This is a genomic window from Limnohabitans sp. MORI2 (assembly GCF_027925025.1).
GTDB lineage: Bacteria > Pseudomonadota > Gammaproteobacteria > Burkholderiales > Burkholderiaceae_C > Limnohabitans.
Genome location: NZ_AP027058.1, coordinates 2,418,000 through 2,437,014 on the forward strand (window position 1 = coordinate 2,418,000; position 19,015 = coordinate 2,437,014).

At 55.5% G+C, this 19,015-nt stretch carries 10 protein-coding genes, 2 tRNA genes and 2 rRNA genes; 8 read left to right on the plus strand and 6 right to left on the minus strand.

All coding sequences use genetic code 11. From position 1 onward, the window contains the following. Positions 1–10: 10 nt before the first annotated feature. The 4 genes from QMG27_RS11595 to QMG27_RS11610 form a co-directional block, all read right to left on the minus strand. Positions 11–2,887 (minus strand): 23S ribosomal RNA (locus QMG27_RS11595). A 352-nt stretch (positions 2,888–3,239) separates the two neighbouring features. Then, positions 3,240–3,315 (minus strand) — tRNA-Ala (locus QMG27_RS11600). A gap of 19 nt (positions 3,316–3,334) precedes the next feature. Further along, a tRNA-Ile gene (locus QMG27_RS11605) sits at positions 3,335–3,411 on the minus strand. Positions 3,412–3,511: 100 nt separating this feature from the next. Continuing rightward, a 16S ribosomal RNA gene (locus QMG27_RS11610) occupies positions 3,512–5,046 on the minus strand. Together the 16S and 23S rRNA genes with 2 tRNA genes alongside form the textbook arrangement of a ribosomal RNA operon. A gap of 467 nt (positions 5,047–5,513) precedes the next feature. Between QMG27_RS11610 and QMG27_RS11615 the strand changes: the two genes are divergently transcribed. From QMG27_RS11615 to QMG27_RS11625, 3 genes are read left to right on the plus strand one after another with little or no spacing between them, the layout of a single operon-like run. After that, positions 5,514–7,409, plus strand: a complete 1,896-nt coding sequence (locus QMG27_RS11615; RefSeq protein WP_281811480.1) for an ATP-binding cassette domain-containing protein — start codon at positions 5,514–5,516, stop codon at positions 7,407–7,409. After that, a complete protein-coding gene (locus QMG27_RS11620; RefSeq protein ID WP_281811482.1) occupies positions 7,406–8,029 on the plus strand; it encodes a LysE family translocator in 624 nt (207 codons plus the stop codon). The genes QMG27_RS11615 and QMG27_RS11620 overlap by 4 nt, the downstream gene beginning before the upstream one ends. A 22-nt stretch (positions 8,030–8,051) precedes the next feature. Further along, positions 8,052–8,720: a histidine phosphatase family protein gene (locus QMG27_RS11625; protein ID WP_281811485.1), complete on the plus strand. Its 669-nt coding sequence runs from the start codon at positions 8,052–8,054 to the stop codon at positions 8,718–8,720. Between the two features lie 59 nt (positions 8,721–8,779). Here QMG27_RS11625 and QMG27_RS11630 read toward each other — a convergent pair whose 3' ends face one another. Then, a complete protein-coding gene (locus tag QMG27_RS11630; RefSeq protein ID WP_281811487.1) occupies positions 8,780–9,616 on the minus strand; it encodes a creatininase family protein in 837 nt (278 codons plus the stop codon). 74 nt (positions 9,617–9,690) lie between these two features. Here QMG27_RS11630 and QMG27_RS11635 point away from each other — a divergent pair, with 74 nt between their 5' ends. The 4 genes from QMG27_RS11635 (at position 9,691) to priA (ending at position 15,851) form a co-directional block, all read left to right on the plus strand. Then, positions 9,691–11,868: a thioredoxin family protein gene (locus tag QMG27_RS11635; RefSeq protein WP_281811489.1), complete on the plus strand. Its 2,178-nt coding sequence runs from the start codon at positions 9,691–9,693 to the stop codon at positions 11,866–11,868. Positions 11,869–11,870: 2 nt separating this feature from the next. After that, the gene (locus QMG27_RS11640) at positions 11,871–12,275 is read left to right on the plus strand and encodes a CoA-binding protein (RefSeq protein ID WP_281811491.1); all 405 of its coding nucleotides are present in this window, start codon (positions 11,871–11,873) and stop codon (positions 12,273–12,275) included. A 25-nt stretch (positions 12,276–12,300) separates the two neighbouring features. After that, complete coding sequence (hemE, locus tag QMG27_RS11645) at positions 12,301–13,407, plus strand: uroporphyrinogen decarboxylase (RefSeq protein WP_281811492.1); 1,107 nt, start codon at positions 12,301–12,303, stop codon at positions 13,405–13,407. Between the two features lie 347 nt (positions 13,408–13,754). Then, positions 13,755–15,851 carry a primosomal protein N' gene (gene priA / locus QMG27_RS11650; RefSeq protein WP_281811494.1) on the plus strand — a complete coding sequence of 699 codons (2,097 nt, stop codon included), beginning with the start codon at positions 13,755–13,757 and terminating at the stop codon, positions 15,849–15,851. 37 nt (positions 15,852–15,888) lie between these two features. On the opposite strand, the gene QMG27_RS11655 is transcribed toward priA, so the two are convergent. Beyond that, positions 15,889–16,857, minus strand: coding sequence for an AEC family transporter (locus tag QMG27_RS11655; RefSeq protein WP_281811496.1), 969 nt, complete (start codon positions 16,855–16,857; stop codon positions 15,889–15,891). Positions 16,858–16,920: 63 nt separating this feature from the next. Here QMG27_RS11655 and QMG27_RS11660 point away from each other — a divergent pair, with 63 nt between their 5' ends. After that, on the plus strand, positions 16,921–19,005 hold the full coding sequence (locus tag QMG27_RS11660) for a UvrD-helicase domain-containing protein (RefSeq protein WP_281811498.1): 2,085 nt from the start codon (positions 16,921–16,923) through the stop codon (positions 19,003–19,005). Positions 19,006–19,015 lie beyond the last annotated feature (10 nt).

Sequence of the window (19,015 nt, forward strand, 5' to 3'; positions counted from 1 at the left end):
TCAAAGTTATAGGGTCAAGCCGCACGAGCAATTAGTATCAGTTAGCTTAACGTATTACTACGCTTCCACACCTGACCTATCAACGTCCTGGTCTTGAACGACTCTTTAGGGGGCTCAAGGCCCCGGCAGATCTCATCTTGAAACGAGTTTCCCGCTTAGATGCTTTCAGCGGTTATCTCTTCCACACATAGCTACTCGGCAATGCCACTGGCGTGACAACCGATACACCAGAGGTGTGTCCACTCCGGTCCTCTCGTACTAGGAGCAGGCTTCCTCAAATCTGCAGCGCCCACGGAAGATAGGGACCAAACTGTCTCACGACGTTTTAAACCCAGCTCACGTACCTCTTTAAATGGCGAACAGCCATACCCTTGGGACCGGCTACAGCCCCAGGATGAGATGAGCCGACATCGAGGTGCCAAACACCGCCGTCGATATGAACTCTTGGGCGGTATCAGCCTGTTATCCCCAGAGTACCTTTTATCCGTTGAGCGATGGCCCTTCCATACAGAACCACCGGATCACTATGTCCTACTTTCGTATCTGCTCGACTTGTCAGTCTCGCAGTTAAGCACGCTTATGCCATTGCACTATTATCACGATGTCCGACCGTAACTAGCGTACCTTCGAACTCCTCCGTTACGCTTTGGGAGGAGACCGCCCCAGTCAAACTGCCTACCATGCACTGTCCCCGATCCAGATAATGGACCTAGGTTAGAACCTCAAACGCACCAGGGTGGTATTTCAACGTCGGCTCCACCGAGACTAGCGTCCCGGCTTCAAAGCCTCCCACCTATCCTACACAGATCCGTTCAAAATCCAATACAAAGCTACAGTAAAGGTTCATGGGGTCTTTCCGTCTTTCCGCGGGGAGATTGCATCATCACAAACATTTCAACTTCGCTGAGTCTCAGGAGGAGACAGTGTGGCCATCGTTACGCCATTCGTGCAGGTCGGAACTTACCCGACAAGGAATTTCGCTACCTTAGGACCGTTATAGTTACGGCCGCCGTTTACTGGGACTTCAATCAAGAGCTTGCACCCCATCATTTAATCTTCCAGCACCGGGCAGGCGTCACACCCTATACGTCCACTTTCGTGTTTGCAGAGTGCTGTGTTTTTATTAAACAGTCGCAGCCACCGATTCTCTGAGGCCTCATTCTGCTCCCCTTGTACAGGTTCACATACTAAAGGCACACCTTCTTCCGAAGTTACGGTGTCAATTTGCCGAGTTCCTTCTCCTGAGTTCTCTCAAGCGCCTTAGAATACTCATCTCGCGCACCAGTGTCGGTTTGCGGTACGGTCGTGTGTAGCTGAAGCTTAGTGGCTTTTCCTGGAAGCAGGGTATCACTCACTTCGGATGCAAGCATCCTCGTTATCACCCCTCATCTAAGCCCGGCGGATTTACCTACCAGGCACGACTACAGGCTTGAACAGACATATCCAACAGTCTGCTGAGCTAACCTTCTCCGTCCCCACATCGCACTACACATCGGTACAGGAATATTTACCTGTTTCCCATCAACTACGCATCTCTGCCTCGCCTTAGGGGCCGACTTACTCTACGCCGATGAACGTTGCGTAGAAAACCTTGCGCTTACGGCGAGGGGGCTTTTCACCCCCTTTAACGCTACTCATGTCAGCATTCGCACTTCTGATACCTCCAGCATGCTTTACAACACACCTTCACAGGCTTACAGAACGCTCTCCTACCACTTGCAATAAATTGCAAATCCGCAGCTTCGGTAACTGGCTTAGCCCCGTTACATCTTCCGCGCAGGACGACTCGATCAGTGAGCTATTACGCTTTCTTTAAATGATGGCTGCTTCTAAGCCAACATCCTGACTGTTTTAGCCTTCCCACTTCGTTTCCCACTTAGCCAATTTTAGGGACCTTAGCTGGCGGTCTGGGTTGTTTCCCTCTTGAGTCCGGACGTTAGCACCCGGTGCTCTGTCTCCCAAGCTGTACTCTGCGGTATTCGGAGTTTGCATTGGTTTGGTAAGTCGCCATGACCCCCTAGCCAAAACAGTGCTCTACCCCCGCAGGTAATACTTGAGGCACTACCTAAATAGTTTTCGGAGAGAACCAGCTATTTCCAAGTTTGTTTAGCCTTTCACCCCTATCCACAGGTCATCCGCTAATTTTGCAACATTAGTCGGTTCGGACCTCCAGTACCTGTTACGGCACCTTCATCCTGCCCATGGATAGATCACTTGGTTTCGGGTCTACACCCAGCGACTAATTCGCCCTATTCGGACTCGATTTCTCTACGGCTTCCCTATTCGGTTAACCTTGCCACTGAATGTAAGTCGCTGACCCATTATACAAAAGGTACGCAGTCACCCTTGCGGGCTCCTACTTTTTGTAAGCATACGGTTTCAGGATCTATTTCACTCCCCTCCCGGGGTTCTTTTCGCCTTTCCCTCACGGTACTAGTTCACTATCGGTCAATGATGAGTATTTAGCCTTGGAGGATGGTCCCCCCATATTCAGACAGGATTACACGTGTCCCGCCCTACTTGTCGCTAGCTTAGTACCACACAGGTCTTTTCACGTACGGGGCTATCACCCTCTATAGCCGACCTTTCCAGATCGTTCCGTTAAGTCTTGTGTTATCACTAGCAGGCTTCTCCGATTTCGCTCGCCACTACTTTCGGAATCTCGGTTGATGTCTTTTCCTCGAGCTACTGAGATGTTTCAGTTCACCCGGTTCGCCTCCTGCAGCTATGTATTCACTGCAGGATTCCCTTGCGGGAAGGTTTCCCCATTCAGAAATCTCCGGATCAAAGCTTATTTGCCAGCTCCCCGAAGCTTATCGCAGGCTATCACGTCTTTCGTCGCCTATCATTGCCAAGGCATCCACCATATGCTCTTAGTCACTTGACCCTATAACTTTGACGCCTCTTTCGAGATCAAAATTGTTTTCAAGGACTGATTTGACAGGTCTCTCACCTGTCGCGTTATGCCGTAATGTGAATAAACTTCGATATTTCTATCGAGAGAATTATTCGTCATTACTGAATTTCAAAAATGTCTTTCAACATCGTTGAATATTCGTTTTGACGCAATCAAAAATGTTACTAGCGGCACGGTCTGCACTAAACCTTTACGAATGTGCAGTTTCCGCTAGTAACTCTGATATCTACTCTATGAATTTTTAATGAACAGCCTAGTTAATCAATCAATATCGATCAACAACAAAAAAGCCTCAATAGAAGCCGCTTTGTTGTTGAATGAATGGTGGAGGATGACGGGATCGAACCGACGACCCCCTGCTTGCAAAGCAGGTGCTCTCCCAGCTGAGCTAATCCCCCAATGAATCACTTAGACGTTTGGTGGGTCTGGTTGGAATCGAACCAACGACCCCTGCGTTATCAACACAGTGCTCTAACCAACTGAGCTACAGACCCAAGCCGGTCGCGACCAACTCAGCAAACCCGAGCTCAATCGACGACAACCTTCAAAACAACCGATAAGTGTGGACGTTCAATTTAGATTGCAGTTTTCCAGAAAGGAGGTGATCCAGCCGCACCTTCCGATACGGCTACCTTGTTACGACTTCACCCCAGTCACGAACCCTGCCGTGGTAATCGCCCTCCTTGCGGTTAGGCTAACTACTTCTGGCAGAACCCGCTCCCATGGTGTGACGGGCGGTGTGTACAAGACCCGGGAACGTATTCACCGTGACATTCTGATCCACGATTACTAGCGATTCCGACTTCACGCAGTCGAGTTGCAGACTGCGATCCGGACTACGACTGGTTTTATGGGATTAGCTCCCCCTCGCGGGTTGGCAACCCTTTGTACCAGCCATTGTATGACGTGTGTAGCCCCACCTATAAGGGCCATGAGGACTTGACGTCATCCCCACCTTCCTCCGGTTTGTCACCGGCAGTCTCATTAGAGTGCCCAACTAAATGTAGCAACTAATGACAAGGGTTGCGCTCGTTGCGGGACTTAACCCAACATCTCACGACACGAGCTGACGACAGCCATGCAGCACCTGTGTGCAGGTTCTCTTTCGAGCACCAAACCATCTCTGGTAAGTTCCTGCCATGTCAAAGGTGGGTAAGGTTTTTCGCGTTGCATCGAATTAAACCACATCATCCACCGCTTGTGCGGGTCCCCGTCAATTCCTTTGAGTTTCAACCTTGCGGCCGTACTCCCCAGGCGGTCAACTTCACGCGTTAGCTTCGTTACTGAGTCAGTGAAGACCCAACAACCAGTTGACATCGTTTAGGGCGTGGACTACCAGGGTATCTAATCCTGTTTGCTCCCCACGCTTTCGTGCATGAGCGTCAGTACAGGCCCAGGGGATTGCCTTCGCCATCGGTGTTCCTCCGCATATCTACGCATTTCACTGCTACACGCGGAATTCCATCCCCCTCTGCCGTACTCCAGCTATGCAGTCACAAAGGCAGTTCCCAGGTTGAGCCCGGGGATTTCACCTCTGTCTTACATAACCGCCTGCGCACGCTTTACGCCCAGTAATTCCGATTAACGCTTGCACCCTACGTATTACCGCGGCTGCTGGCACGTAGTTAGCCGGTGCTTATTCTTACAGTACCGTCATGAGCCCCTAGTATTAATAGAGACCTTTTCGTTCTGTACAAAAGCAGTTTACAACCCGAAGGCCTTCGTCCTGCACGCGGAATGGCTGGATCAGACTTGCGTCCATTGTCCAAAATTCCCCACTGCTGCCTCCCGTAGGAGTCTGGGCCGTGTCTCAGTCCCAGTGTGGCTGGTCGTCCTCTCAGACCAGCTACAGATCGTCGGCTTGGTGAGCCTTTACCTCACCAACTACCTAATCTGATATCGGCCGCTCCAATCGCGCGAGGTCTTGCGATCCCCCGCTTTCATCCGTAGATCGTATGCGGTATTAGCGTAATTTTCACTACGTTATCCCCCACGACTGGGCACGTTCCGATATATTACTCACCCGTTCGCCACTCGCCACCAGACCGAAGTCCGTGCTGCCGTTCGACTTGCATGTGTAAAGCATTCCGCCAGCGTTCAATCTGAGCCAGGATCAAACTCTATAGTTCGATCTTGATATTTTTTCGCTCTTTCGAGCAACTCATAAATTGGAATCGACGTGATTTTCTTTGACGAATTTCACATCGTTTTACTTCATGAGCGTTTGTTAGCTAAAAAGCTAAGTTCCTAAAGAACTTGGCAATCACCATCAAACGCCCACGCTTATCGGCTGTATGTTTTTAATGAACCACCCAATCTCTTGAGTAAGACCGCTGCGATCAGCGAAGCCTTGCAGTATACATCGGATTTTTGAACATTTCGAAGAAATTTTAAAAATCTTTTTTACCACCTCCGTCAATGCTGCTTCTGGTTAACCCTTAACAGTTCTCATTAGCGGAGCCCGTCAGTATAGCACTACTTTTTGGCTTCGCGCAACTTTTTTCAAAAAAGTTCATAACGCGCCAACTTACCCCCTTCTCCGAAAGAGGTCACACATTGATTGGCCGCCTTCTGGCAGGGCCCTAGATAATGCGGCATGTCTTTGATTACTTTACAGAACGCCCAGCTCGCATTTGGGCACGTAGCTTTGCTAGATCACGCAGAGTTCTCTCTTGAAACCGCTGAACGCGTTGGTCTGATCGGCCGTAATGGCGCAGGCAAATCCTCTTTACTACGTATCTTGGGCGGACTTGAGAAGCCCGATGACGGTGAATTACGCGTTCAGCAAGGTTTGCGCGTGACCTATGTGGCGCAAGAACCGCAACTCGACAGCAACGCATCCGTCTTCCAATCAGTCAGTGCCGGTCTTGCGCGAGTCATTCATCTGATCGAGCAGTACTCTGCAGGTGAGGGCGACCTCACTGCCATGCAAAACGAGATTGAAATGTTTGACGGCTGGAACTGGGAACAGCGTGTACAAGAAACATTGCACCGCTTGCACCTAGACCCTGACGCGCGTATCAATGCGCTCTCTGGCGGCACACTCAAACGCGTAGCCCTCGCCCAGGCCTTGGTCACATCGCCGGATGTGCTCTTGCTCGACGAACCAACCAACCACTTGGATCTCGACAGCATTGAATGGCTAGAGCAACTCTTGATTGATTTCAAGGGCAGCATCATCACCATCACCCACGACCGCTCGTTCCTCGACAAAGTGGCCACACGCATTGTGGAATTGGACCGTGGCCATTTGATGACCTACCCCGGCAACTTCTCGCAATACCAACTACAAAAAGAAGAACAGGCCGCACAAGAAGCCGTCATCAACGCCAAGGCCGACAAGCTATTGGCAGGCGAAGAGGTCTGGATTCGTAAAGGCGTAGAAGCGCGCCGCACACGTAGCCAAAGCCGCATCGCCCGCCTAGAGGCCTTGCGAAAACAACGCGAAGCGCGTCGCGAAGCCGTGGGCCGAGTTAAGTTGGATGTGGCCAGCGGCGCACCCACCGGCAAAATCGTGGCTGAACTCACAGAAGTAAGCAAAGCCTTCGGTGGCAAAGTGATTGCCAAAAACTTCTCCGCCACCTTCTTGCGTGGCGACAAGGTGGGCTTGATCGGCCCCAACGGCGTTGGCAAATCTACCCTGTTGAAAATGATTTTGGGCGAACTCCAGCCCGACAGCGGCAAGATTCGCCAAGGAGCCAACTTGCAAGTGGCGTACTTTGACCAAATGCGCAACGCACTGGACATGGACGCTTCGCTGGAAGACTTCATCAGCCCCGGCAGTGAGTGGATTGAAATCGGCACACAGCGCAAACATGTCAAAAGCTACTTGGATGACTTCTTGTTTTCGCCCGCGCGTGCTACGTCGCCAGTTCGCTCTCTTTCAGGCGGTGAACGCAACCGTTTGCTCTTGGCACGCTTGTTTGCGCGCCCCGCCAACGTGCTGGTACTGGACGAGCCGACCAACGACTTGGACATCGACACACTGGAATTGCTCGAAGAATTGCTGCAAAAGTACGATGGCACAGTGTTCATCGTCAGCCATGACCGCACCTTCCTCGACAACGTGGCCACCAGCACCTTAGTGTTTGAAGGTGCGGATGACAAGCCTGGTTTCTGGCGTGAATACGAGGGCGGCGTGCAGGACTGGCTCATCCAGTCCGAACGTGCTCGCAGCCTAGCCCCACAGGCCAAACCTGCAGCACCGATTGCAAAAAACACTGTCTCAGAACAGCCCAAAGCGCCAGCAGCGCAACCTGCCGTGAAGGCTCGCAAGCTCAGCTACAAAGAGCAACGCGAACTCGACGCACTCCCCGATCTCATCGCCTCGCTCGAAGCTGAGCAAAAAGAAACGCAAGCCGCGCTGAACGACAGCAGCCTTTACGCCAGCGATCCCGCCAAAATGGCGCAGCTGCACAAGCGCGATACCGAAATTGAAGACGCACTGATGACAGCCCTAGAGCGTTGGGAGCAACTATCCTCGCCTGCATGAGCAGCGAAGAACTATTTACCTTGATCACCCTCGCGACGGTGGGCACCTTCACACCGGGGCCAAACACCGCCCTGTCGGCCACGATTGCAGCCAACCACGGCTTGCGTCGTGCGTTACCTTTTGTCTGCGCCGTGCCAGCTGGCTGGGGGGTATTGCTCATGCTCAACGCAGCGGGATTAGGCGTGATGGTGCTGGGCTACCCACCCCTGCGCTGGGGGCTGCTGGCGGCGGGTGTTTTGTATTTGTTGTGGCTCGCATGGAAACTGGCAAACACGCAACATTTGAGCGAGGCAGCAATTGGCCCAGTTGTAGGTTTCAAACAAGGTGTGACGCTGCAATTCGTCAACATCAAAGCGTGGTTCTTGGCTTTGTCTGTGGTGAGTGGCTGGGTCATTGGCCATGAGGACACCATCACCCGCTTGCTTGAAACCTTGCCCATCTTCATGTTCTTTGGGCTCACCAGCAACCTCACCTATGCATGGATAGGCGCCAGCTTGCGCCATTGGTTGCGCGGACCCAACGACACCGCCCAACGGCTGCAATGGTTCAACCGCATCATGGCCTTGGCGCTTTTGGGCACGGTGGTGTGGATGGTGCGCTCCGCACTGCAAGCACCTTGAATAAATAACACGCATCACAAACATGGGACATCTCTACTTAGTGCGACACGGGCAAGCCTCCTTAGGCGCCGCCGACTACGACCAGCTCAGCCCATTGGGGCAACAGCAAAGCCAACGCCTTGGCGAGCACTGGCGATCGCTAGGCATCCAATTTGACGCCGTCATCACTGGGTCGATGAAACGCCACGCGCAAACCTTGGCTGGCATTCAAGCCGGCATGGGCACGACACATGAGGCTCTCGTATTGCCCACCCTCAATGAGTACGATGCCGAGGCCGTGATTCGCAGCATTCAACCCGGCGAGTTGGTCAAGCCCACCACACAAGAAGGCTACAAACAGTATTTCCGACTGTTACGCGACGGCCTCGCGCAATGGATGGCGGGAGTTGTTAGCCCACAAGGCATGCCCAGCTATGCCGAATTTGCGCATGGCGTTACATCTGCACTTGACCAAATTCGCCAACAGCAGGACGGGAATGTTTTGTTGGTATCCAGCGGCGGGCCGATTGCCACGGCGGTAGCACATGTGCTGCGCACCAGCCCAGAAACCAGCATTGAGCTGAACATGCGTTTGCGCAACACGGCCGTAACTGAATTCAGCTTCAACCCGAAACGGCACAGCCTACAGAGCTTTAATGGCTTGCCACACTTGGAAACACCCAATCACAAAGCCTGGGTGACGTTCGCTTAAAACTCAGTTACTGAATTTTTAGGGCCGCACGCTTGTCTTGGCCCGCGCTGACTAAGGCCTTAAACGCGTACCGTGCTTAGCGGCAACGTAACCAGTTCTTTGAGCAACAGCGCCAGCTGCTCGCCCGCACTTTGCACCAGCGCCTCGCCCTTAGCGGCCGTGGCTGCAGCAGCATTTCCTGCAGCGCCTTGCGGGTTGTAGTCCTGCATGTGCCAACCGAGTTTGGCGCTTTTGCCGTTGCCCAACACTGCATAGTGCTTGGCTCGATCTTGCGAGCTGGAGGCAAAGTTTTGCGCCTCGGCCATGTTCACGCTACTGGGCGACAGCGCCAGCATCATGGATGTTTCAATGTCACCTGCGTGGATGCCAAAGCGGTGTTCATCTGCAGAAAACTGCCCCATCACGTCCGCATCCATTGGCAAGTTGTACCAGCTGCTGCTGTAAACAATCAAGCCATGCTGTGCGCGCAGTTCGCGGGCCACCACATCCATCAACCCCACGTTGCCGCCATGCGAATTGAACATCAGCAGCTTCTTCACGCCCGCACGCGCTACAGATGCACCAATGTCACACCAGAGTTGAATCAAGGTTTGTGGCGACAAGTGCAGCGTGCCCGCAAAGGCGGTGTGCTCAGTGCTCAGCCCAACGGTTTGCGTGGGCAGCACCAGCACTGGATCCGTCGCCGCCAAATGACCCAGCGCAGCATTGACCACGCCATCCACCAACACCGTGTCCACCGACAACGGCAGGTGTGGCCCGTGCTGTTCCGTGGCGCCTAGCGGCAACACGGCCACTGTGCGAGTAGGATCCAACGCGGCAAAGTCACGCGTGTTAAGTTCAGCCCAACGGTGAGAGGCCAAAGCTTGGGCGGTGTGTGTGCTGGTATTCGCAGTCATGAACGCCATCTTACTTTCCTTGCCATTGCCCCAGCGCAAGGCGGTTTAGGCCATAGCTCGGTAACATCTGGCGCATGTTCAAACTCTTCTCATGTGTTTTATTGGCTACCGGCTTGCTCGGCTCTGCATGGGCGCAAGGCGTGCCCAGCGCCGTGGTCAGCACACCGCAGGTGCGCGCCGAACTGGTGGCCCATGCACCGCAAGGCGTGCAAGCGGGTCAGCCCGTATGGGTGGGCTTGCAGCTCACGCACCAGCCCGAGTGGCACACCTACTGGCGCAACCCTGGCGACTCAGGCCTACCCACACAAATTGAACTCAACCTCCCCGCAGGCATCACAGCCGCTGATGTGCAATGGCCTCTGCCGCACAAGCTCAAAGCGGGCAACCTCACCAATTACGGCTACGACAAAACCGTGTTGCTGGCCGTGCCGCTGATGGTTTCAAAAGACTACAAACCCAACGCCTCACAAACGCTAGACCTGCAAGTGCACGCCAACTGGCTGGTGTGCCGCCTTGAGTGCATCCCGCAAGAAGGCGAATTTGCCTTGCGCATTCCCGTCAACAGCAGCTATGCACCTCAAGCTGCTGCGTTTGACGCCTTGCAAGCGCAGCAACCCCAAGCCTTACCCGCAGTCAAAGCCACCACCAGTTTTGATGCGCAGCGCTTGGCACTGCAAGTCAGCGGCTTACCTGCCGCGTTGCACGGCAAAAGCTTGGGCGTTTTTCCAAATGCGCCCGAGGTGTTGGAATCTGCCGCCGAACAACACCCTCGCGCCAGCCAGTCTTGGCAAGACGGCGTGTGGACCGTGCAGCTTCCGCTGAGTAATTTGCGTTTGAACGACCCGAAAGAACTGAGTTTTGTACTCACGGCGGGTGAGGACTCGGCGCGACAAGGTTTTGAAGTGTCTGCCGCCATCACACAAGCATGGCCTGCGGTGTCAGAACTACCAGCGGCCACAGCACCCGTCGTCGCACCTGTTGCGAGCGACGAAGGCGCTTTGGGTTTTGCGTTGGCGATGTTAGGCGCTTTTGTAGGCGGTCTCATCCTCAACCTCATGCCTTGTGTGCTTCCTGTGTTGGCCATCAAACTGCTGGGCTTTGCCCAACACAGCCGCGCTCACCGTGCACACCGGGTGGCGGGCATGGCCTACACCGCAGGTGTGGTGTTGAGCTTTTTGGCCTTGGGTGCTGGCGTGTTGGCGCTGCGTGTGGCGGGTGAGCAATTGGGCTGGGGCTTCCAATTGCAATCGCCCGTCGTGGTGAGTGTGCTGGCAGCCTTCTTCACACTCATTGCGCTGAACTTGTTTGGCTTATTTGAATTTGGGCAAATACTGCCCTCCCGCGTGGCGAGCTTTCAATACAAACACCCCGTCATGGACGCCGCACTCTCGGGGGTGCTGGCTGTGGCAGTGGCGTCGCCCTGCACCGCCCCCTTCATGGGTGCTTCATTGGGGTTGGCCATGACCTTGCCCGCATGGCAAGCGCTGAGCATTTTTATGGTGATGGGCTTGGGGCTTGCTGCGCCTTATTTGCTGGCCAGCTTCATGCCGGCAGTGGCCCGCCTGCTGCCTCACCCTGGCCCTTGGATGGTCACGCTGCGTCAGTTGTTGGCCTTCCCCATGTTGGCCACCGTGGTGTGGTTGCTGTGGGTGTTGGGCCAACAAACCAGCTTAGATGCGGCCATGTTTGCGCTATGTGGTTTGCTGCTGCTCGCTGTTTTGATTTGGGCGATCAAACAACACACGCCTGCTGCGCGTGGTTTGGCTTGGCTGGTTGCTGCGGGCTTGGTTTGGGGCGTGTTTAGCTTTGCAGAAGAATTGAATGCGCCAACCACAAGCGCTGCAGAAAGCAATGCAAAGCCAAACATCGCCACATCCAAGGGCAGCGCCACTTGGCAGCCATGGTCCGAAACCTCCGTGGCGCAAAGCTTGGCACAAGGTCGTCCCGTGTTTGTGGATTTCACCGCCGCTTGGTGTGTGACCTGCCAAATCAACAAAAAATCCACGCTATCTGACAGCGAGGTATTGGCAGACTTTGCCTCACACCAAGTCACCCTCATGCGGGCCGACTGGACGCGTCGCGACCCCGCCATCACCGCAGCACTCACCGCATTAGGGCGCAGCGGCGTGCCTGTGTATGTGTTGTATGCGCCAGGCAAAGCGCCGCTGGTGTTGTCAGAGTTGCTCAGCGTGAGCAAGATGAAAGAAGCGCTGGCCACCTTGCCCGCCCCCACCATCGTCACCAGCCAATAAACATGTCCGAAGCCGCTATTCGCAAAAGTCTCGCCAATTGCAAAACCATCGCCGTGGTAGGCCTGTCGCCCAAACCGCACCGTGACAGTTTCCGCGTGGCGAAGTACATGCAAGAGCACGGCTTTCGCATCGTGCCCATCAACCCCAATGCCCCCGAAGTGCTGGGCGAAAAAGCCTACGCTTCACTCACCGAAGCGGCGATGCACGAACGCATTGACATGGTCAACTGTTTTCGCAACTCAGAAGACATTCCACCCATCGCAGCAGAAGCCATTGCCATTGGTGCGAAATCGTTGTGGCTACAAATCGGTGTGGTCAACGACGCAGCCGCCAAACAAGCCGCTGACGCAGGCTTGGTCGTGGTGCAAAACCTTTGCTTGATGGTTGAGCACCGTCAACTGGGCTAAGACCGTACTCGGCGACAATGTCGCCATGTTTGCACCACTCCAAAACGACACCTTCTTGCGCGCTTGCCTGCGTCAAGCAACCGACCACACCCCCATTTGGCTCATGCGCCAAGCCGGCCGTTATTTGCCTGAATACCGTGAGACCCGTGCCAAAGCGGGCAGCTTCATGGGCTTGGCCACCAACGTGGACTACGCCACCGAAGTCACCCTGCAGCCACTGGAGCGCTACCCGCTCGACGCTGCCATCTTGTTCAGCGACATCTTGACCGTGCCCGACGCCATGGGTCTGGGCCTGACCTTCGCCCAAGGCGAAGGCCCCAAGTTCGCCAAGCATGTACGCGACGAAGCTGCCGTGGCCGAGCTGGCCGTGCCGGACATGGCCAAGCTGCGCTACGTGTTTGACGCGGTCACCAGCATTCGCAAAGCCTTGAATGGCCGCGTGCCGCTCATCGGTTTTTCAGGCAGCCCTTGGACGCTGGCCTGCTACATGGTCGAAGGCGGCAGCTCTGACGACTACCGCCAAGTCAAAAGCCTGATGTACAGCCGCCCCGACTTGATGCACCGCATTTTGGAAATCAACGCCGATGCCGTGGCTGTCTACCTGAACACGCAAATCGACGCAGGCGCCCAAGCCGTGATGATCTTCGACAGCTGGGGCGGCGTGCTGGCCGACGGCATGTTCCAACAATTCAGCATGGCCTACACCGCACGCGTGTTGGCGCAGCTCAAACGCAGCCATGATGGCGCGGTGATTCCACGCATCGTATTCACCAAAGGCGGCGGCTTGTGGTTGCCCGAAATGGCCGAGCTCGACTGCGATGCCTTGGGCGTGGACTGGACGGTCAACTTAGCCACCGCCCGTGCCGAAGTCGGCGGCGCTGTAGGCGGCCTAGGCAAAGCCCTGCAAGGCAACCTTGACCCCAACGCTTTGTTTGCCCCAGCCGACGCCGTGGCCGCGGAAGCGCGCCGTGTGCTCGACGCCTTTGGCAAACCCCACACCGACAAAACCACCACCGGCCCCACCCAAATTTTCAACTTGGGCCACGGTATCAGCCAATACACACCACCCGAGAGCGTGGGCGTGCTGGTAGAGACGGTGCACAGCTACTCACGTGCGTTGAGAAAAGCCTAAAACTGTTGAGAGAAAGAGTGTGTCAAGTCACCAAAAGTTTTACTTCGACTTCACACTTATGCACAAAAAAGCTGATCCATGGCTCAAACGTGTTTTTTTCTTTTGCCGGATTTTGGAAAACTTTAATCGCTCGTAAGTCATTGATTCATATAGGATTCTTGGGATGCATTTTTTTCGGGCAGTTTGTTCCAAGCCTTGATCCATGCGCCTTGGGAGCCTCACAACTGCAGATATCAACAAAGTTATCCACAGAATCTCTGGGTTTACCCTGAAGCCTTTTTAAATCAACGACTTAAAGCCTTTTCTGCCAAAACACCTGAGCAAAATCACCCAACTGACCGCTTGACATGTCGCACTTAATTTCAGTGATGGTTCACACCCCCGCGCACAGCGGAATTGGTGCCGCTCTCACGTACGAAAGCGATGCAGCGCATGCGCCTGGCACCTTGGTGCGCGTGCCACTGGGTAGTCGCGAATTGTTAGGCGTGGTGTGGGACGATGCAAAAACGCCAGCCGAAACCACCGAGCCCTTGCAGCTGCGCGCCATCGCCAGCGTGTTGGATGGTCTGCCACCGCTCAGCCCCCACTGGCGCCAGTTGGTGCAGTTTGCCGCGAGCTACTACCAACGCAGCGCAGGCGAAGTGGCTTTGGCCGCACTGCCCAGCCAACTGCGTGACCTCAGCACCGAGCAATGGGCCCGCCGCTTAAAGCGCAAGCCCAAAGCCGTGGCCGCTTACGAAGGCGCAGCCCCCGTCATTCCCACGCCCACCGCAGAACAAACCCACGTGCTGGCCGACATTGCGGCCCACAAAGGTCCGTTCTTGTTGTTTGGCAACACCGGCAGCGGCAAGACCGAGGTGTATTTACGCGCTGCGCAGAACGTGTTGGAACAGAACCCACACGCGCAAATTTTGGTGATGGTGCCCGAGATCAACCTCACGCCTCAGCTGGAAGAACGGTTTCGCGCACGCTTTTGTCCGCATTGGGGTGCCGATTGTTTGGTGTCCATGCACAGCAGCCTCACGCCTGCGCAACGCCTGAAAAACTGGCTGGCCGCACACAGCGGCGAAGCGCGCATTGTGTTGGGCACGCGCATGGCGGTGTTTGCGTCGATGCCGCATTTGCAGCTCATCGTGGTGGATGAAGAGCACGATCCGAGCTACAAGCAGCAAGAAGGTGCGCGTTATTCAGCGCGGGACCTCGCCATCTACCGCGGACAACTCGAAGGCGCGAAAGTGATTTTGGGTTCGGCCACGCCTTCACTCGAAAGCTGGCACCACAGCCGCCCCGCTACTGCCTCTGAGCCCGCAGGCCGCTACATGCGCTTGGCCATGCCCTCGCGTGTGGGCCAAGGTGCTTTGCCCTTGGTGCGTCGTGTGGACATGAACCGCCAGCCGTACAAAACCGTGTTCTCGAACCACTTGCTCGACGCCATGCGCGAGCGCGTGACGCGCGGCGAACAAATCTTGGTGCTGCTCAACCGCCGTGGATACGCCCCCGTACTCAACTGCAACGACTGCGGCTGGAAAAGCGAATGCCCGCATTGCAGCGCCTACCGCGTGTTCCACAAACTCGACCGCACGCTGCGCTGCCACCACTGCGGCTTCACGCAGCCCGTGCCACGCGCGTGCCCGAGCTGTGGCAACTTAGACATTTCGCCCCTGGGCCGAGGCACCGAGCAACTCGAAGAGCATTTGGCCGAATTGCTCGCAGACGTCCGCCGCCCCGATGGCGAACCCATCCGCATTGCCCGCATTGACGCAGACAGCACACGCCTCAAAGGCGAACTCGAACGTCAACTGGCTGAGGTACATGCGGGCGCAGTGGACGTGTTGGTGGGCACGCAAATGATTGCCAAGGGACACGACTTCAGACGCGTCACCTTAGTGGCCGCGCTCAATCCTGATGGCGCTTTGTTTTCGAGTGACTTCCGTGCACCTGAGCGCTTATTCAGTTTGCTCATGCAAGCCGCAGGTCGTGCGGGCCGCGATGCTGACATGCAAACCAGCAGTCCGTGCGAGATGTGGGTGCAAAGCTTTCACCCACTGCATCCGCTGTTTGAAGCGCTCAAACAGCACGACTACCCTGCCTTCGCCGAGCAACAACTCAAAGAACGCGAGCAAGCCACCTTGCCGCCTTTCAGCTTCCAAGCCTTGGTGCGCGCAGAAGCACGCAGCCAAGAAGCCGCGCAAGGCTTTTTAAACGCTGCACGTGACGCAGGCGCAGCCTTGGCCGATGAGTTGATGGTGGATTTGTACCCAGCTGTGCCGATGACGATTCAGCGCGTGGCCAATATCGAGCGTGCGCAGATGTTGATTGAATGCACCTCGCGCAAAGCGCTGCAGCATTTCTTATCGCATTGGCAGGCAGATTTGCATGCCCTACGCAGCGCACATCGGCAAGTCATTCGCTGGGCGGTGGATGTAGACCCGCTGGCCATTTAAAACGAAGCCGTCTGACGAGACCCTATGTCTCGACGCTTTAGCCGTGCAGCAAGGCAACAGCGCCCGAAAAAGTAAAAAACGCGGCCGCGGTGGTGAACAAAATAATCATGGCGATTCGGCCTGTGTCCGCACCAAAGCGTTCCGACAGCAAGGCCACATTGCTGGCACTCGGCAATGCTGCCACCAGCACCACCACCACCATGGTGAAGCGTTCAATCACAAAGCCCATTTGCACTGCAGCAGCCAAGACGAGCAAGACCAGCACGGGATGCAAGATCAATTTGAAAAGTGCCACAGGCAAAAAGTCGCGCCACAAAATGGGCGGATGACCGCTTTCTTTCACACGAATTTGTGAACGCGCCAGCACTGCGCCAATCGTGAACAGTGCCACGGGCGACGCGGCGTCAGCCAACAAGCCCACGGTCTTGGCAACAGGGCCCACCAACTGCCAATCCATCGCTGAAGACAAACCACCTAAGCTGATGGCCCACGGCATGGGGTTGGTCAGCACACCTTTCAAGGCACTTCTAGCCGCCTTGCTTGCGCCGTGTTCGTCCGCACCATCTAAGCGTGACAACGCAATGCACAACGACGTGGTGATGACCATGTCCACCACAATCGTCACGATGGCAGGGCCAGCAGCCGACGCACCCAGCAAGGCCACTAACAACGGGACCCCCATAAAGCCCGTATTGGGAAACGCGCCAACCAATGCACCAAACGAGGCGTCGTTCCAGCCAATGCGCTTGTTCAAACTCACCGCCACCACAAAGCCCACCATCAGCAAGGCGCACAGTAAATAAGCTAAGAACAACGTGGCATCCAGCAGTTGCACGATGGGTGTGCTCGCGCCAAAGCGGTACAACATGCATGGCAGCGCAAAGAACAACACAAAACCATTCAAACCTGGAATTGCGTCCAGCGGCAGCATGCGGCGATGCGCCGCCACAAAGCCAGCCAGCACAAGCGCAAAGAAGGGGAAGGTAACGAGAAGAATGTTCAGCACGCGTCTATTTTGCCTTGCGAGCAGGTCGGTATCATTGCCCGCTTCACTTTCACTGTCTCCCGAATGTCTGCTGGTCTTAATCTCGCGCAACAAGAAGCCGTCAATTTCTTGCACGGTCCTTGTCTGGTCTTGGCGGGCGCTGGTTCGGGCAAGACACGTGTGATCACCCATAAGATTGGCCGCCTCATTCAAACAGGGCTTGAACCCAAACGCATCGCGGCGATCACCTTCACCAACAAAGCGGCCGCTGAAATGCGTGAGCGCGCCCGTGGCCTGATTGGCAAAGCTGCCAACGATGTGCTGATTTGCACTTTTCACGCACTGGGCGTGCGCATGTTGCGGCAAGACGGCGGTGTGATGGGCTTAAAGCCTCAGTTCAGCATCATGGACAGTGGCGATGTGACCGGCATTTTGAAAGACGCCGGCGGCACGACAGACATTGCCACCGCACGTCAATGGCAATGGACCATCAGCTTGTGGAAGAACATGGGCCTCAATTCGGCCCAAGCGTTGGCGCTAGCGAAAGACGACAACGAGCGCACCATCGCCAAAATCATGGCCCGCTACGAAGAACGTCTGGCCGCCTACCAAAGCGTGGACTTTGACGACCTCATTGGCATGCCCTTGAAACTGCTGCAAGAGCATGAGGAAGTACGCCAGAAATGGCAAAACCAGCTCGGCCACGTCCTGGTCGACGAATACCAAGACACCAACGCCACCCAATACGAAGTGCTCAAGTGCTTGGTCGGTGAAAATGCCCGATTCACCGCTGTAGGGGACGACGACCAATCCATTTACGGCTGGCGCGGCGCGACGCTCGACAACCTGCGCAAACTGCCGCAAGACTTCCCCACACTGAAGGTCATCAAGCTGGAGCAAAACTACCGCTCCACCAGCGCCATTTTGCGTGCGGCCAACAACGTGATTCAGCCCAACCCCAAGCTGTTTCCCAAAACCTTGTTCTCAGAACTCGGCGAAGGCGAGCCTGTGCGCGTGGTCGATGCCGACACCGAAGAACACGAAGCCGAACGCGTGGTGGCACGCATCCAATCGCTACGTGCAGGCACCGATGCCGGAGGCAGCGGTCACCGCGAGCTGCAAGACTTTGCCATCCTCTACCGCGCCAATCACCAAGCCCGCGTGATTGAAATCGCCATGCGCAAGGCGCAAATTCCCTACAAGGTGTCGGGTGGTCAAAGCTTTTTTGACCGCGCTGAAATTCGCGATCTGTGTTCATGGCTGCGCCTGTGGGTGAACAACGACGACGACCCAGCGTTCTTGCGCGCGGTCACCACACCCAAGCGCGGAATTGGCCACCAAACCTTGGCCACTTTGGGTGAGTTCGCGAGCAAATACAAACTCAGCATGTTTGAAGCGCTGTTCAGCAACAGCCTGCCCTCTGTGTTGAGCTCACGCGCTTTGGGCAGCTTGCACGAGTTTGGCCGCTACGTGAACGACCTTGAATTTCGCGCCCGTCTCACCACGGGCGCTGATGACGCTCGCGCTTTCTTGACCGATTGGCTCAAAGACATTGGCTACGAAAAACACCTCTACGACGCCGAAGAAAGCGAAAAAGCCGCTGCATCCAAGTGGGCGAACGTGATGGAGTTTTGCGACTGGATGGCACAGCGCTGTGGCGGTCAGATTGATGACACCGCTGGCGTGACCACTGGCAACGAGGTGAAAAACCTGTTGGAGGTGGCGCAAACCATCGCGCTGCTCTCCACGCTCACCGAGCGTGAGAAAGACCAAAACGTGGTGACGCTCTCGACCTTGCATGCCTCCAAAGGTTTGGAGTGGCCGCACGTCATGTTAGTCGGCGTCACCGAAGGCATGTTGCCTTTCCGTTTAGACGACGAACCCGGCACCGAGCACACCAATGAAAACATTGCCGTGCGACTGCAAGAAGAGCGCCGACTCATGTACGTGGGCATCACGCGAGCACAACGCACCTTGGCCGTGAGCTGGACACGCAAGCGCAAAAAGGGCCGCGAGATGATTGCCGCTCAACCCAGTCGCTTCATTGCAGAGATGGGGCTCGACAAAGCAACCATCAAAGAAGACCCTCGCGAAAAGCTCAAAGCTTTGCGTGCAGAGTTTGCCCAGCGTGCCAGTGCGGCATCAGCTGAGAACGCAGCGAATAAGTGACGCCACGTTC